Raw genomic sequence first — 15,806 nt, 5'->3', positions numbered from 1 at the left:
CGGAAAGTCCAGTCCCAGATGAAATTTTCAAAGAACGAGCCTGGAAATTTCGAGGCCGTTTTCCATCCCCCTCAGGGGATGGAAACTAACCTATAAGAGCTTTCAAAAGATACTATACGAGGAGGTTCGAACATGAACAATCGCAAGACCGAAATGATGCGTAAATTTGCTGCAGCGTTCCTAAGCTTTGTGCTTATGGCCATGCTGGTTATTCCGGGACGGATCGGGGCGGCGGCCGAAGCGCTTCCTGCCGATGCCGGAAATCTCCGGACGCCGCTTGCGGCAGGCAATACATATTATGTAAGCAGCACCGGCGGGGACGATGCGAATGACGGCATGGCGGAAGACCGTGCCTGGGCGACGCTGGAGAAAGTAAACGGCATGAAGTTCCAGCCCGGGGATCGTATTTTGTTCAAGGCGGGAGATGTTTGGAACGGTTCTTTGAAGCTTAGAAAAACATCCGGCACTGAAGAAGCACCCATCGTTTTCAGTTCTTACGGCAATTGGGAGGAGGACGGCCGCCCGCAAATCAACGGGAACGGGACGACAACGACCGAGGAGTCTGCCATTATTAAAAATTATACCGGCGTCAAAGACAAAACGATGTCCGCAACGATCGATGTGGTGGACGGGAGCTATTTGGAATTTTCCAATTTCGAATTGACGAACTTCAATCCCGATGTTGTGTCGCAACGCGCGGGCATCAATATCCGCACCGCCTCGACTACGGTACAGGAATGGGAAGCCAATCCGCATCGCGGCATTGTGATCAGGAACAATTATATTCACGATGTGGACGGCAATCCGAAAGGGTGGAAAATCGGCAGCGGCGGCATCCTCATCCTCGGCAATATTTCCGATGTGCTTGTGGAAGGGAATATTGTGAAGCGGGTCGATATCGAGGGGATCCGGAACGCCGGTTTGTATAAAGAAGGCGATATTAACGCCAATTTCCCGAGAGTGTTCGAGAATGTTATTTTCAATAACAACTATGTGGAAGAGGTGCAAGGCGACGGCTTCGTCATGAGCAATGTCGGCGAGAACGGGAGAATGGAATACAACACGGTCGTCAAACATTCGGCCAAAAATGTCGGCAACGTCAACTATGCCGGCTTGTGGGTCATCGGCGTCAAAGATATGGTGATGCAGTATAACGAGGTGTACGGCGGCATTTACGGCTATAACGACGGGCAAGCCTTTGACATCGATATGTTTTGCGAAGGGACGTTGTATCAATATAATTACAGCCATAGCAACCGCGGCGGATTTATTCTGTTTATGGGCGGGTCCACGAATTCGGTCGTTCGCTATAATGTAAGCGTTAACGACGGCGACGGCAGATACCTGCTGCACTATTTGCCCAAATCTGCGGGCGATGCGCCGCTTATTCATAACAATACGTTCTTCACGGATTCCAATATCCAAACGAGAATTTTCGATAAATCCGGCATTTATGCCCGCATGTACAATAACATTTTTTATACCAAGGCGGATACGCCGATGGGTGCAACCTCGTTTGCCGGCGGGGAAATCAAGAACAATATTTTCTATCCTGGAACGGGCATCAAGGATGCGGCTTTTGCGGGCGTAACGTTCGAGGATAACATTTTCCAAAGTCCGAAATTCGCCAGACCGGGAGAAGAGCCCAAAGATATTATCGATGCGGCGAACGATATCTTCGATGTCGAGCAATTGAACGGATACAAGTTGTTGCCGGATTCTCCGGCGATTCATGCAGGTCTGGACATGAGCGGCATGACGCCTTCCGTGTGGCCAATGGCTGCGAAAGACTTTTTTGACAATCCGCTCACGGACGGACGAACGGATATCGGGGCGCATGAATATTCGAATGACGAGCCTGCGAATCAAGCGCCTGAAATTTTGCCGGAGTCGTTGACGCTGAGCCATAGCACGCTGGACTTGTATGCGCAGGCAGCAGGCAAAACATTGACGGCGACGATTACGCCGCAAAATGCGTGGTTCAAAGGCGTCAAATGGTCGAGCAGCGATCCGTTAGTGGCAACGGTAAGCGAGAACGGTTTCGTTATGCCAATGAAACCGGGCGAAGCGATGATTACGGCCGAAAGCACCGTCGATCCCGATATTCGCGCTCAAGCGACTGTCACCGTTCATGAAGCGTCGGCCATCGTCTCGTATCAAGTCGCAACGGACGATACCGAATTATCGGATGCGAATCCTGCCGTCCGGCTTCGGATCGACGGTATGACCGAGGATGGCATTGCCATGGAGCATGCGCCTTTCTATCAGGTTCGGTATACGACGAACGATGAACGCTTCGTTGTCGATTCGCAGACGGGAACGCTGCATGCAAACGGCAATGTTGCCGATGCAGAGTCGGTTGAAGTGACCGCCCTTGTGCAGGAATATCAAGATCTAGTTTATTCGCAAAGCTTCGAAGCGGGTTGGGGGGACTTCGTTCCCGAGTCGGGTACGCAGATCCAAACGGGAACCATATCGGATCGGGTCGCATATCACGGCGGACAAAGCGCCTTATTCGTGAAAGGCGATGGCAGCAACGCGATTCAAAAGCTATTCGGATCGAAGCAACAAGGCATTGTTACCATGATGATGTATGATGACGGCTCCAAGTCGGGCAATACGCGTGTTGTTGCGCATGTCGGAAATGCAAGAAGTACGCTCTTGGCCGGAATGGGCGTACTTTATGACGGCAGTTCGACGTACGGCTCTCTGGATTATTATTCGGTTCGGGCGAGCGGCAATTCGCAAGCATGGGAGAAAACTTCCGTAGAAAGAAGCAAGGGCTGGCATGAATTCAAATGGGACTATACGTCGGGCATCGATTTAAAGATGTACATTGACGGCCAACTGGTAAAAACAACGACAGGTATTAAAGATTTTGACCGGATTGTGCTCGGGTTTTTATGGGACTCCGCCAATGGGCGAACCTTTGCATTCGACAATATCAAGTACGCTTTGTCGGATGAGTTAGAGAGCATTGCCGCAGATCCGCTCTTGATTCCGGTGCGGTTCGTCGATAAGGCGGCTTTGGAACAGGAGATCGCGGAAGCGCAAAGCATACATGATGCGGCTGTTGAAGGAAGCGAACCGGGGCAATATCCGGAAGGCTCCAAGTCTGCTTTAGCCGTTGCGATTGCGATCGCGCAGGAGGCAGTGAATAAAGCGGGGGTGACGCAAACGGAGATCGACGATGCCATGGCGGCTTTGCATCATGCGGTGGAATCATTCAAATCTTCGGTGATTCGGGATCCTTCCGCGCCTGTCGATAAAACGCCGCTGCTAGAGGCGATATCGGTTGCACAAGCGGTATATGGCAGCGCTGTGGAAGGAACCGAGCCGGGACAATATCCGGCGGAAGCCGTCATGGAATTCCATTTGGCGATCGAGGCGGCGAAGCAGGTGACGGAAAGGGAAGAAGTGACGCAGGCGGAAATCGATGCGGCCGTAGCGGCGTTGAACGCGGCGATCGAAGCGTTCGGAGCAAGCATGATTCCCGAAGCGGACGTACCGACATGGAAGAACGGCAGATTAACGGCCGGCAATGTCACGAAGTCGGGAATGAACTTGTCCTGGTCGGGCGAGATCGATGCTTCCCAAGTGACAGCGTTCAAAATTTTCAAGAACGGCGCCGAACTGTCCACGGTGCCGGGTACCGTCTATCAGTATCAAGTAACCGGATTGAATACGGACACGACCTATACGTTTAAGGTGGAGGCAAGCAACGAACTCGGAACTTGGAGTACGGACGGGCCAAGCGTAACGCAGAAGACGAAAGCTGAGTCCTCCTCAACGCCGAACCCGTCGGCACCTTCGACGCCTGTCGTTTCCAAGCCGGACGACAAGGATGAGGATCGAGATAAAAAGACGGAGGGCGAGCCGGGAACCGGCGGGGAGACAGGCGAAACGGACGAAGGAAGCAAGCCTGAACCTGAGCCGGCGCCAGCGCCGAAATTTATAGATACGGATACGCATTGGGCGGCAGCGTTGATTGAGCAAGCGGCGAAGCTCGGTATCGTTCAAGGCTACGAGGACCAAACGTTCCGTCCGAACGGCAAAGTGACGCGTGCCGAATTTGCCGCGATGCTGGGGCGCGCCCTGAAGTGGGAGCAGCGGACGGATGCCGATTTCGCCGATAAAGATACCATTCCGCAATGGGCTAGACCGTACGTATCCGGAGCGGCCGGCGCCGGTATCATTCAAGGATATGAAGACGGAACGTTCCGTCCTGCGCTCGAAATCACGCGTACGGAATTGGTAGTCATGATCGTGAGAGCGCTAGCGCTTGACGTCGATCCGCAGGCGAAAGCATCCTTTGCGGATGCGGATCGCATACCGGCGTGGGCCGAGCCGTACGTCGCGGCAGCCTATGACGCGGGACTGATTCAAGGCCGGGGCGACGGGAAGTTCGCGCCGAACGATCCGGCAACCCGCGCGGAAGCGGTCAAATTGATCCTTGCCGCCATTGCGAATTAAAAAAGGAATAACATGAAAAGAGGAACCAGCCGTTTGGGGTTGGTTCCTCTCTTTACTATGTATCCAAAGGCGCCCGCGTAAACTAGTGCTCGCTTGTCCCGGTAATCTGCTCATGCCGCCTTCTGTCGATATCCCCTTGAATCAGTCGGACAGAGGGGCGGATAAATAAGCCCTTTTAATGACCCAAATACAAAAGGGATATCGCAAAGAACTTCAAGCAACTGCCGATTGTCGCCTGAACGGAAAAATCAGCCTTCTGAGTGAATGGGATTTCGACAGAAGGCTGAAAATACTCGCAACGACCGGCTTCTGAGGGAAGGGGATTTCGACAAAAGGCCGATGAAGATTAATAAGTTGACCGTAGAGGCACCCCCGGCCCGCAGAAGCCAAGCCGCATTTGCGGCAAGCGTGAACCGCCGCCCCCTCTAACGCTCGTACCCGTCAAAACGAACGGGGACGCCGTTCACGCTCCGTTTGACCGCATCGCGGCGATCGCACCGGAGCTCCAGCACGTCTCCGTTTGTCGTTTCATAGCGTGCAGCAAGTTTCTCCTGATCGAATACGGCCTTTGTGGCAAGTCTGGCCGAGGCAAACGACTCCAGATCCGCCATTCCCGCCTGCCGGGCTGCCCGGCCATCCACGACCTCCATCACAACGCCGTTGGCGCGGCCGGGACTGATCACCCGCCATGCCCGGTCCGTTAGCGTCATCCGATACGGCTGCATCAGGTATACCGCGATATACACGTCCCCGCACTGTCCGAATATGGCGCGGTCTTGGTCCAGCCAGCGCCCTTTCGGCAAACATCCGACGATATAGTCCGGACCTTCGTCGGAAATAGGGTACAGCGCCATGGCTACATTGCGGTGCAGCAAAACTTCCTCGACTTCGCTCTGATGTCTCCAATCGGCCGAATCTTCGCCCGCAAAGCCTGCCCCGGGATGAAAGAAAAACGCTTTATTGGCGTCCCCGTTTCCCGTTAAGGGCAGAGTGGCGCTCCATCGATGCTGCTCGTTGTCGAATTCCAACGTCCGTTCCCACATGCCTCCGACCGCGTAATGTTCTTCTACGTATACATAACTATGTAACGTTTCGTAAGCGGAGGCTTCCGGCTTGGGGGGAACGAGCTTCTTGACCTCCGCAGGGAAAGATCGCCCGACGGCCTGGGCCCGGACGGAATCCGGGGCGGGATAGAACAACAGCCCTGCATATTCCACGCGCGGGACGGTTTCCGGGAAAGAAAAGTCGCCGAATTGGACATAATCGAACAAGACGTTCCCATCGGATGGAATATCATGCGCAAGCCCGCGGGAATGGGCTCCGATCCAAGTTCCTTTCCAATAAAAAGCCGCCCGTTCTTCCCATAGAAAATCGAGCATTTCGGCGAGCATATCCTTGATATCCTGCCGCTCCACGCAATGAAATGCGCATGCAAACGCCTGAATCCAATGCCAGAACCACGGCAAACACCCGTATTCCGTCATCCCTGCGGATTTGATCCGGTCCAGCGTCGCTTTCAGGCAGGCGTTACCGTCGTCGAGCAAGCCGGCATCGCCGAACATCGTTCCGTATATTAATTTGGCGGCGGTATATTTCGCTTCGTGATGATGATAATGGTAAAGCGGCGTTCGATAAAAATCGCTCCGATACAACGTTTCGAACGCAATCCGGAATTCCGCTTGCAGCGACTCGGACAATATATGCCGGTAACGTTTCACAAAATAGGCCATCAGCAGCCCCATCAATTCCGCAGGAAGCGGATTCGGCTTGGCTTCGGCGGGATCGGGGTCCAGACCTAGCGGCCAATGTCCGTAGGTCGCGCTTCCCGGAGTTCGATCCTGCAGCCGCACCACTTGCAGCAAAACCCGTTCCGCCCGTTCTACCGCTTCCATACGATCAAAAGGCAATTCCATTGTCGTATCGGCGGCAGCGGCAATGATATAGGAAGCATCGTAAAAATTGTTGCGAATGTCTCCGTGATGCCATAATCCGCTTTCGCGCAGCGGCCGGCTTGCGGCCATACATGCCGTATGGAAGACGATTTCGTTCAATCTTTGTTCAAACACGGCTTTCCCCTCTCTTTCTTCAATCTATCGTCGATTGTATAAGGCCTCATAGGGAAAAACAAGTTTACAGCACAGGAAAGTCAAAATCGTTCCAATTTGGTAATATTTGTTATCGGTCAAACAAGCTGTAATCCAATGAACAACTTCAACATATAATGGAAACGTACTGAAAAATAAAATTAATTGATACAATAAATCTTTCTAATCGACGAAAATATTGTTACACTATAAATAAAAGGACAACGTGGAGGTTGCTTATGATGGCAAATGAAACGGTAAGAATCGAGTCTGATTTTCTGGGGTCGAGAGAGGTGCCCGCCGATGCGTATTTCGGCATCCAAACGATCAGAGCCGCGGAGAATTTCCCGATTACCGGCTATCGGATCGACGAGGAACTGATCAAATCGATGGCCTTGGTCAAGAAAGCGGCCGCCTTGGCCAATATGGAGACAGGACGGCTTCCGCTATCGATCGGGCGGGCGATCGTCCAAGCGGCCGATGAAGTGATTGCCGGGCGCTGGCATGACCAATTTATCGTCGATCCGATTCAAGGCGGCGCAGGCACATCCATGAATATGAACGCCAACGAAGTGATTGCGAACCGCGCGATCGAACTGCTCGGCGGCAAGAAGGGAGACTATGCCGTCGTTAGCCCCAATACGCATGTCAATATGGCTCAGTCGACGAACGACGCGTTTCCTACCGCCGTTCATATCGCCACGCTCACGTTCATCGAGAAACTTCTGGCGACCTTGGGTCAATTGCATGAAGCGTTTCTAGGCAAGGCCCGGCAGTTCGACGGCATTATCAAGATGGGGCGCACGCATTTGCAAGACGGAGTGCCGATTCGCCTCGGTCAGGAATTTGCCGCTTACGCGCGGGTGCTGCAACGCGATCTGGGGCGGATTAAGCAAACGAGAACCCATTTATACGAAGTGAATATGGGGGCTACGGCAGTCGGCACGGGACTCAATGCCGATCCGCTATATATCCGGAGAGTGGTGGAATTGCTTGCGGAACTGAGCGGGTTTCCGCTCGTTACCGCCGAACATTTGGTCGACGCCACGCAAAATACGGACGCTTATACGGAAGTGTCCGCCGCGCTCAAAGTATGCATGATGAATATGTCGAAGGTGGCCAACGACTTGCGTCTTATGGCTTCGGGGCCGCGCGCAGGCTTGAACGAAATCAACTTGCCCGCCCGGCAGCCCGGTTCGTCCATTATGCCGGGCAAAGTGAATCCGGTCATGTGCGAGGTCGTCAATCAAGTGGCGTTTCAAGTGATCGGCAACGATCATACGATTTGCCTCGCCTCCGAGGCGGGACAATTGGAATTGAATGTCATGGAACCTGTGCTGGTGTACAATTTGCTGCAATCGTTGCGGCTGATGAACCAGGTGTTTCAGGTGTTCCGAACGCATTGCGTCGAAGGAATCGAAGCGAACGAAGAAGTGTGCAAGCAATACGTGGAGCGAAGCTTCGGCATCATTACCGCATTGAATCCGTACCTCGGATACGAGACGGCGGCGAGAATCGCCCGGCAGGCCGCGCAAACCGGACGGTCGGTGCGCGAGCTGTGTTTGGAAAGCAAGCTGCTATCGAAGGAAGAACTGGATCGCATCCTCGATCCGTTCGAAATGACTCATCCCGGCATTGCCGGGTCAAGCCTGGCGCATAAGCATTGAAGTTGACGCATTCGGAAGAGCTCTTGTTCAAATTTATTATTGCGGGAGTGATTGGGTATGGCCGGTTCCACTGGCGCGGATACGAATATTATTTTACGGTTGGAAATGCATAAGGAGTCCGTTACATTCGGGCAAATCGCCACCGCGATCAGCGACGCGGGCGGCGATATTATGGCCATTGACGTCTATCGCGTAGGGAAGACGACGTCGACGCGGGATATTACGGTGAACGTAGCCGATCCGGCGCAAACGGACGAAATTGTAGGCAAATTGGAGAAGATGAACGGGGTTAAGGTCATTAATGTGTCCGATCAGACATTTCTCATGCATCTCGGCGGAAAAATCGAAACGACTCCGAAGCAGCCGATTAAGAACAGAAACGATTTATCCCGCGTGTATACGCCGGGAGTCGCGCGCGTTTGTCTAGCGATTCACGAAGACCGTTCGAAAGCGCACACATTGACGATTAAACGCAATACGGTTGCCGTCGTGTCGGACGGCACGGCCGTGCTCGGGCTCGGCAACATCGGTCCGGAGGCGGCGATGCCGGTCATGGAAGGAAAGGCGATGCTCTTTAAACAAATGGCCGGCGTAGACGCCTTCCCGATCTGTCTTGACACGCAGGACACGGAAGAGATTATCCGAACGATCAAGGCGATCGCCCCCGCTTTCGGCGGCATTAATCTGGAAGATATATCGTCGCCGCGCTGCTTCGAAATCGAAGAACGGTTAATGAACGAACTGGATATCCCCGTGTTTCATGACGACCAGCACGGCACGGCCGTCGTTCTGCTGGCCGGTCTTCTCAACGCGGTCAAGGTGGTCGGCAAGAAGCTGACCGATTGCAAAGTCGTCGTCTGCGGCATCGGCGCGGCGGGTATCGCCTGCACCAAAATTTTGCTTGCTGCCGGCGTTCGCAACGTCGTCGGCGTCGACCGGGCGGGAGCGCTCGTTCGCGGGGAGGCGTATGACAACCCTGCATGGCAATGGTATGCCGAACATTCGAACCCGCATCTCGTCAGAGGGCCGCTCTCGGAAGCGATCGGAGGGGCGGATGTATTCATCGGCTTGTCGGGACCGAAAGTGCTTACGGCTGTCGACGTGCGGAATATGGCTCCGGACCCGATCGTGTTCGCGATGGCGAACCCGACGCCGGAAATTTTGCCGGAGGAAGCCGAACCGTATGTCCGCGTTATGGCTACGGGCCGTTCCGATTATCCGAATCAGATTAACAATGTCCTCTGTTTTCCGGGCATGTTCCGCGGCGTATTGGATTGCCGGGCCTCGAAAATTACGGAACGCATGAAACTCGCCGCCGCGCATGCGATCGCTTCGGTCGTTACGGAGGACGAGCTAAACGAACTATATATTATTCCGAGCGTATTCAACAGCAATGTCGTGGACAAAGTGAAATCGGCCGTTATCAAAGCCGCCTACGAATCGGGCGTCGCCCGCCGCCGCAAAGGAAGAGAGATGGCGGCCAAGCCGTAAGCGGAGGGCCGTTTCGCCGCATTTTAATAGATTGCTTTCATAGACCGATTCGCCGGTCTATTTTCTTTTCTACGTTTTCTTTGCCGTATTTTGGGGCATCTTAAATGAGAATTGCCGCAAAAAAAGGAAGACGGTAGGGAGAAGCAATGCAAAAAAGCAAACAAAGAACTTTCATAACGAACAAAACGGTTGCAGGCGGCATCGTTGAAGGAAACGCCGTACGAAGCGGGCATGGCGAATCGGGACGTTTGGACAAGCAGACGGTGCTTTTATTGGTCATTCAAGGTTTGTTCGCGGTCGCCAATGCGCTCTCGGGCACCTTCATCAACGTCTATTTATGGAAAGCGAAATCGGATCTTCTGGTCATCGGCTGGTTCGCGTTATCGCAGCAAGTGGCGAGCGCGCTCGGCATGTGGGCCATCGCCAAATGGGTGAAGGAACATAATAAGATGAATTGTTTGCGTCTCGGCGTCGCCCTCTCGGCCTTGTTTTATTTATCCGTCTTATTCTTCGGCAAGCGGGCCGCCGTATACATCGTGCCGCTCGGCGCGCTCCAGGGTCTGGCTTTCACCCTTTTCTGGGTCGCGTTCAATGTTGTCTATTTTGAAGCGACGGGACCGGGAAACCGGGATCGCTTCAATGGCTGGTCCGGTCTGCTCGGCTCGTTGGCAAGCATGATCGCGCCATGGGTATCGGGATTTTTGATTGCCCGAACCGGCAATACAACGGGATACCGCGTTATTTTCACCATGTCGCTCGTCACGTTTATCGTCGCCGTCATTTTCAGTTTTTTTCTCAAAAAACGGCCGGTGCAAGACAGGTTCGAATGGCTGCACGCATTTCGCCAGCTGGGCAAGCGGGACAGTCCGTGGCGCCATGTTTTTCCGGCGCTTATCGCGCAGGGGGTTAGGGAAGGGGTCTTTACGTTTCTCATCGGTCTGATGGTATATTTGGCCACGAAGAAGGAACTGCAGGTTGGAAACTATTCGCTCCTTACTTCGGCCGTGTCGCTGCTCGCCTACTATTTCGCCGGGCGTTGGATGAAACCTTCGCTGCGCAGCCGATCGATGCTTATCGGGTCGCTCGCGATCACGGCGGCCATTTTGCCTTTCTTTATCAAAATCAACTTTACGACATTGCTGATTTTCGGGATTAGCGTCGCCCTGTTCTATCCGTTGTACGGCATTCCGATTACGTCGGCCTCGTTCGATGCGATCGGGCGGACGAAGGAAAGCGCGGAACATCGCGTCGAGTACGTTATTTTCCGCGAAACCGGCTTGAATATCGGCCGAATTTTCGGTACCGTTATGTTTATAGCCGTCGTGGCGCTGACCAAGTCGCCGCTCGCGATGGCGGGGCTGATGCTCGCGATCGGCAGTTCGCCGATCGTATCGTGGTTGTTCCTGCGCAAGCAATTGGTTCGGCCTCTGCAGCCGGAGGGCCTGCCGGCAGCCAAGGATCGCGATCAAGGAGCGGTCAGGTAACGGGGAGGAGAGGTTCGTCTTGAAAATAGTAAAGTATACCGTTCTCGTATTGGCGACGGTCATTCTGATGAAGCTGCCGGTTATCGGCGCATTTCTGCGGGTCATTGATACGATGATCCACGAGAGCGGGCACGCATTGGCCGTATTGATGATGAGCGGCAAAGTATATTATATTGAGTTGTTCGCCAATGCGGAAGGGGTGACGCTCACCGGATCCAGATCCTATTTGGGAGGATTGATTACGAGCATCGCGGGCTATGTGTTTTCCTCTCTGGCCGTTGTCTTTTTTGCGTATTTATGGCGGTGGAAGAAGGATAAAGTGATCTTGGGCGTCCTGTTCCTTTTTTCCGTTGTCAATTTATTGTTATGGGTGCGTAATTTTTACGGCATATTATGGTTGATCATTTTCTCGCTGCTGCTGTTTTTCACGATGCGGATGAAAGATGGGAAGAAGCTGTCTTCGATCACGTTCTCTTTATACGTTCTGCTGTTGATCAGTTCGGTCGTTTCCGCCTTTGATATTTTAGCGCTCAGCATTCTGGCTCCCGACGGAGCGGGAGACGCCGCGAATTTGGCCCGGATGACGGGGATTCCGGCGATCGTTTGGGGGTTGTTTTTCTTTGCCCAGGCCGCTTTCCTAGGCGTCTTGTCCGTTATGGCGGTCATCGGTAAGCGCAGCCTTAAGACGCGGGATCGGCATTTGACCGGATCGTTCCAATAAACAATTCGCTATGAAAATGGAAAAGAGTTCAAATTCCGCACAACTTGTATTATCATTATATCAAGCTAACATGAAAGGAGGGAATTAATAATGGACCACACGCCGCTGTACAAGCAATTGAAAAACAAAATTTTGGACGACATCGTGAATCAAGTGTATCAGGTGGACGATATGATACCGAGCCAATTCGAATATGCGGAAAAATACGGGGTTAGCCGGGTTACGGTGCGGCAGGCGATCAACGAACTGGTGTACAACGGGGTGCTCTATACGCAAAAAGGAAAAGGAACGTTCGTGAAATCGATCCCCGTTCAATACCGGGATCATAACCGGCTGCACGGTTTTACGGAAAACATAAGGAAAAACCGTTCCGTATCGCAAACGAAAGTGTTGGAAGTAACGAGGCGGACAGCGAATCAAAAGTTGGCGCAACAATTGCGGATGTCCATCGGGCAGCCGATTATGCATTTGAAAAGAATCCGTTACGCCGACGGCATTCCGCTCGCGTTGGAAGACGCCTACTTGAATGAGAAGATGGTATGCGGCATCGATTTTTTTCAAGATGTGCGCGATAATGTGTCGCTTTACCGGCTCATCCGCGAGAAGACGGACATCCGATTCCATCATGCCGAAGAAGCGATTACCGCGGTGTTATGCGGGGAAGAAGCGAGCATGCATCTGAATGTAAGACGCAACGATCCGATCTTGTTCGTTCGCCGCTTAACCTATGTCGATGAAGAAACGCCGTTTGAATATTGCGAAAATGTCATTCGATCCGACGTTCACAGCATGGTGGTCCGCTTCAACAATACCGATTATTGAATGCGCCCCCGCGGCCCGTGAAGACGGCGGGGCGGTATGCATCGAAGGGGAGACTGGAAATGGACAAATACGAAAAAATATTGGGCGGCATCTTGGGCGCGGCGGTAGGAGACGCGATGGGCGCCGCAACGGAAATGCGCACTACGGAGCAAATTATCGATTACTTCGGAGGATATGTGAAGGAATTGGTGAACCCGCCTGCGGATACGTTCGCCAAGGGAAACGCTGCCGGCCAGGTGACGGACGATTTCAGCCTTGCCTATTTCATATCCGAAGCGATTATACGCCATCGGGGAGAGGTAACGGAGGCCGTCGTCATGGAAGGCTTGATCGAATGGTCCGAACATGACGAATACTTCGTTCCGTTTGCCGGGCCGACGACAAGAGCGGCCATTACCGCTTGGAAGGAAAACGGCGTTCCTGTCGCAAGCGATATGATTCTCAACAACGGCAGGGCAACGAACGGGTCGGCTATGCGCATGTTTCCCATCGGCCTCATCCGCCCGGGAGATCTCGATCGAGCGATCGAGGATGCCGTCGTCGCATCGCTGCCTACGCATGGCAATCATTTGTCCATTTCCGGCGCCTGCGCCGTCGCCGCGGCTGTGAGCAGGGCGATGCAAGACGACGCGGATGTCGACGAAATTGTATTTGCCGGGTTGTACGGAGCGAAGCAAGGCGAGCGAAGAGGCAAGGAGTTTGGCATCACGGTCGCCGGACCGTCGGTTTACAAACGGATGGAGCTGGCGATCGATCTTGCGGCCAAGAGCGGCTCCGTATACGAGGCAATGCGCGATATCGCCGATTATGTCGGCAGCGGCATTCATGTCGCGGAAGCCGTGCCGGCCGCCTTCGGCCTTTTCGTTGCCGCGAAGGGAGACACGATGGAAACGATCTACGGCGGCGTCAATATCGGCAACGATACGGATACGGTGGCGACGATCGCCGGGGCGATCGCAGGTACGCTGAACGGCAGCCGATCGCTGCCGGAAAGCTACCTCAGCATCATCAACGAGCGAAACAAGATGGATTTAGGCCGCTTGGCGAAAGGATTGCATCAAGTGAGCGGGGGGTAACCGGATGAGACAATACGCAGTGGCGATCGGAGACAACGACATCGACGAGTATTACCGGTGCGAACGATGGCCCGAACTGGGAGCGAAGACGCGCGCCGAATTTATAGAGAGCAAAATCGGCGGCATGATCGGCAACGCCGCCAGCGTGATGGCGGGATACGGATTGGAAACGTACATGATGGGCAATTTGGGCGACGATTCGTATACGCAGCTTATTTTGCACGATTTGAAGCGTCACGGCGTCCGTACCGATTTCGTGCAAATATGCAAAGGCGTTCCCAACAGCAAGACGCATATTATGCTGGCAGGCGGGGAACGGACAATATTCGTGCTGACGAACGCCAAGCCGCCTTTGGAAATCGATGAGCGAAAAAGAAACGTGCTGCTGCATTCCGCATACGTTTATACGACGATACGGGATTGGAAGAACATCGTCGGCCATGAAACGCTAATGAGCGAGCTGCGGGATAGCGGAGCGGGTCTGGCGTTCGACGTGGAGGCGGGGTCTTTCGCAGGCAGAGACGAAGATGCACCGTACATGAACGAAGCGCGGCTGTTGTTTTTCAACGAGTTCGCGTTCGAGAAATACGGCGAGGGCATATCGCGGGAAGAGGCGATCGGGCGGCTGCTCACCTCCGATTCGAAAATCGTCGTCGTTACGCTCGGCGCGCGGGGATGCCTCGTCCTGACCAGGCAGGAACAGTTCCATGTCGAAGGCTTTCAGGTCGAACCGCTGGATACGACGGGAGCCGGCGATACGTTCAATGCATCGTTTGTGTACGGATTGACGAAACGATGGGATTTGCGTCGTACGGCCGAATTTGCAAGCGCGGCCGCGGCGAGATCGGTGCTCGCCGTTGGGCCGAAATCCGGCATCGCTGCGGAAGAGGAAATCACGGAGTTTATGAAAACGGCAAAGCCCGGCCGCTGATAACAGCGCCGGGCTTTTGCCTTGGCTTTGGCTTTGGCGTATTCGCGGAACGAGTGTCCGCAAGGTCCGCTCGCGAGACCGCAGCTCGCTCGAATCGGCTCATGCAAATGGATAAGAGCCGTTACATCTCAGGATGCAGCACGAACTTCTCAATGGCATGCCGCACTCCTTCCTCATTGTTGGTGAGCGTGACATAATCGGCGACCGCTTTGAGCGAATCGATCGCATTGCCCATCGCCACTCCGAGGCCGGCAACTTCGATCATATCGTGATCGTTCCAGGAATCGCCGATCGCCATCACTTCGGACATATCGCAGCCGAATTGCTTCGCGAGCGCCTTAAGCGCATGGCCTTTCGTGCCTTCGCGATGCGTAAACTCAAGAAAATTCGGCTTCGACTTTGTAATATGCACAGCGTCGCCCAACATGTCGCGGAAGATCGGCGCAAGCTCGTCCAGGTAGGCGGGCTCGTCGATAATCAGCATTTTGGTATTCGGCTCGGCGCTCAATTTGGCATAGTCGGGCTCGACCGTATACGGAATTTTCGAGATATCGGCGTATTCTTTTATTTTGTCGTTTTCTTCGCGAACATAGAGCCGGTCGTTGACGTATAATTGAAGATGCAGTTCGTTCCGCTCGCAATATTCGAAAATTTTGCGCGCCGCGTCCGCCGGAACGGAACGTTCATACAACACGCTGCCGTCGATCAAGTTTTTGACGAGCGAGCCTTGGTACGTAATGAGCGGAACGTTCAACCCCGTTTGGCGGGCGACGTTCTGCGCCGAGGCATACATGCGCCCGGTGGCCAGCGTCACCGTTACCCCGCGTTCAATCGCCTGCTCCAGCGCTCTTTGCGTTCCTTCCGTCACGACTTTATCATCGTTAATCAACGTGTCGTCCACATCGATCGCTATCAATTTGTACATATGTCTCTCTCCTCGTATAGTATCTTTTGAAAGCTCTTATAGGTTAGTTTCCATCCCCTGAGGGGGATGGAAAACGGCCTCGAAATTTCCAGGCTCGTTCTTTGAAAATTTCATCTGGGACTGGACTTTCCG

Annotated in this window: 10 protein-coding genes; 8 read left to right on the top strand and 2 right to left on the bottom strand. The window is 53.7% G+C overall.

The genetic code is table 11. The annotated features are described in order from the left end of the window. Positions 1-132 precede the first annotated feature (132 nt). A complete protein-coding gene (locus tag LQ229_RS25720; RefSeq protein WP_230193302.1) occupies positions 133-4,473 on the top strand; it encodes an S-layer homology domain-containing protein in 4,341 nt (1,446 codons plus the stop codon). Positions 4,474-4,898: 425 nt separating this feature from the next. Here the strand turns inward: LQ229_RS25720 and LQ229_RS25715 are convergent, their stop codons facing one another. Next, on the bottom strand, positions 4,899-6,539 hold the full coding sequence (locus tag LQ229_RS25715) for a hypothetical protein (protein WP_230193301.1): 1,641 nt from the start codon (positions 6,537-6,539) through the stop codon (positions 4,899-4,901). A 260-nt stretch (positions 6,540-6,799) separates the two neighbouring features. On the opposite strand from LQ229_RS25715, the gene aspA reads away from it, so the two are divergent. The 7 genes from aspA to LQ229_RS25680 all read left to right on the top strand — a co-directional run bounded on the left by aspA (position 6,800) and on the right by LQ229_RS25680 (position 14,749). Then, positions 6,800-8,224, top strand: coding sequence for an aspartate ammonia-lyase (gene aspA / locus LQ229_RS25710; RefSeq protein WP_216539649.1), 1,425 nt, complete (start codon positions 6,800-6,802; stop codon positions 8,222-8,224). Between the two features lie 57 nt (positions 8,225-8,281). Next, positions 8,282-9,715 (top strand): NAD-dependent malic enzyme, encoded by a 1,434-nt coding sequence (locus LQ229_RS25705; RefSeq protein WP_230193300.1) that lies wholly within the window; start codon positions 8,282-8,284, stop codon positions 9,713-9,715. Positions 9,716-9,861: 146 nt separating this feature from the next. After that, on the top strand, positions 9,862-11,199 hold the full coding sequence (locus LQ229_RS25700) for an MFS transporter (protein ID WP_230193299.1): 1,338 nt from the start codon (positions 9,862-9,864) through the stop codon (positions 11,197-11,199). 19 nt (positions 11,200-11,218) lie between these two features. Further along, a complete protein-coding gene (locus LQ229_RS25695; protein WP_216539636.1) occupies positions 11,219-11,920 on the top strand; it encodes a M50 family metallopeptidase in 702 nt (233 codons plus the stop codon). 90 nt (positions 11,921-12,010) lie between these two features. Beyond that, positions 12,011-12,742, top strand: a complete 732-nt coding sequence (locus LQ229_RS25690) for a GntR family transcriptional regulator (RefSeq protein ID WP_216539635.1) — start codon at positions 12,011-12,013, stop codon at positions 12,740-12,742. Between the two features lie 59 nt (positions 12,743-12,801). Next, positions 12,802-13,818 carry an ADP-ribosylglycohydrolase family protein gene (locus LQ229_RS25685; RefSeq protein ID WP_216539634.1) on the top strand — a complete coding sequence of 339 codons (1,017 nt, stop codon included), beginning with the start codon at positions 12,802-12,804 and terminating at the stop codon, positions 13,816-13,818. Between the two features lie 4 nt (positions 13,819-13,822). Continuing rightward, a complete protein-coding gene (locus LQ229_RS25680; RefSeq protein ID WP_216539633.1) occupies positions 13,823-14,749 on the top strand; it encodes a carbohydrate kinase family protein in 927 nt (308 codons plus the stop codon). A gap of 121 nt (positions 14,750-14,870) precedes the next feature. Here LQ229_RS25680 and LQ229_RS25675 read toward each other — a convergent pair whose 3' ends face one another. Then, positions 14,871-15,674, bottom strand: coding sequence for a Cof-type HAD-IIB family hydrolase (locus tag LQ229_RS25675; RefSeq protein WP_216539632.1), 804 nt, complete (start codon positions 15,672-15,674; stop codon positions 14,871-14,873). Positions 15,675-15,806: the final 132 nt, after the last annotated feature.

Origin of the sequence: Paenibacillus sp. CECT 9249, from assembly GCF_918697855.1 — a bacterium.
GTDB lineage: Bacteria > Bacillota > Bacilli > Paenibacillales > Paenibacillaceae > MSJ-34.
Note: the sequence above shows the minus strand (reverse complement) of the source record. Positions and strands in the feature narration are given on the sequence as shown.

What these genes read in the sequence shown, in the direction of transcription:
- LQ229_RS25680 (WP_216539633.1), top strand. Translation starts at nt 13,823, where the DNA reads ATGAGACAATACGCAGTGGCGATCGGAGACAACGACATCGACGAGTAT.
- LQ229_RS25705 (WP_230193300.1), top strand. Translation starts at nt 8,282, where the DNA reads ATGGCCGGTTCCACTGGCGCGGATACGAATATTATTTTACGGTTGGAA.
- LQ229_RS25720 (WP_230193302.1), top strand. Translation starts at nt 133, where the DNA reads ATGAACAATCGCAAGACCGAAATGATGCGTAAATTTGCTGCAGCGTTC.
- aspA (WP_216539649.1), top strand. Translation starts at nt 6,800, where the DNA reads ATGGCAAATGAAACGGTAAGAATCGAGTCTGATTTTCTGGGGTCGAGA.
- LQ229_RS25700 (WP_230193299.1), top strand. Translation starts at nt 9,862, where the DNA reads ATGCAAAAAAGCAAACAAAGAACTTTCATAACGAACAAAACGGTTGCA.
- LQ229_RS25685 (WP_216539634.1), top strand. Translation starts at nt 12,802, where the DNA reads ATGGACAAATACGAAAAAATATTGGGCGGCATCTTGGGCGCGGCGGTA.
- LQ229_RS25675 (WP_216539632.1), bottom strand. Translation starts at nt 15,674, where the DNA reads ATGTACAAATTGATAGCGATCGATGTGGACGACACGTTGATTAACGAT.
- LQ229_RS25690 (WP_216539635.1), top strand. Translation starts at nt 12,011, where the DNA reads ATGGACCACACGCCGCTGTACAAGCAATTGAAAAACAAAATTTTGGAC.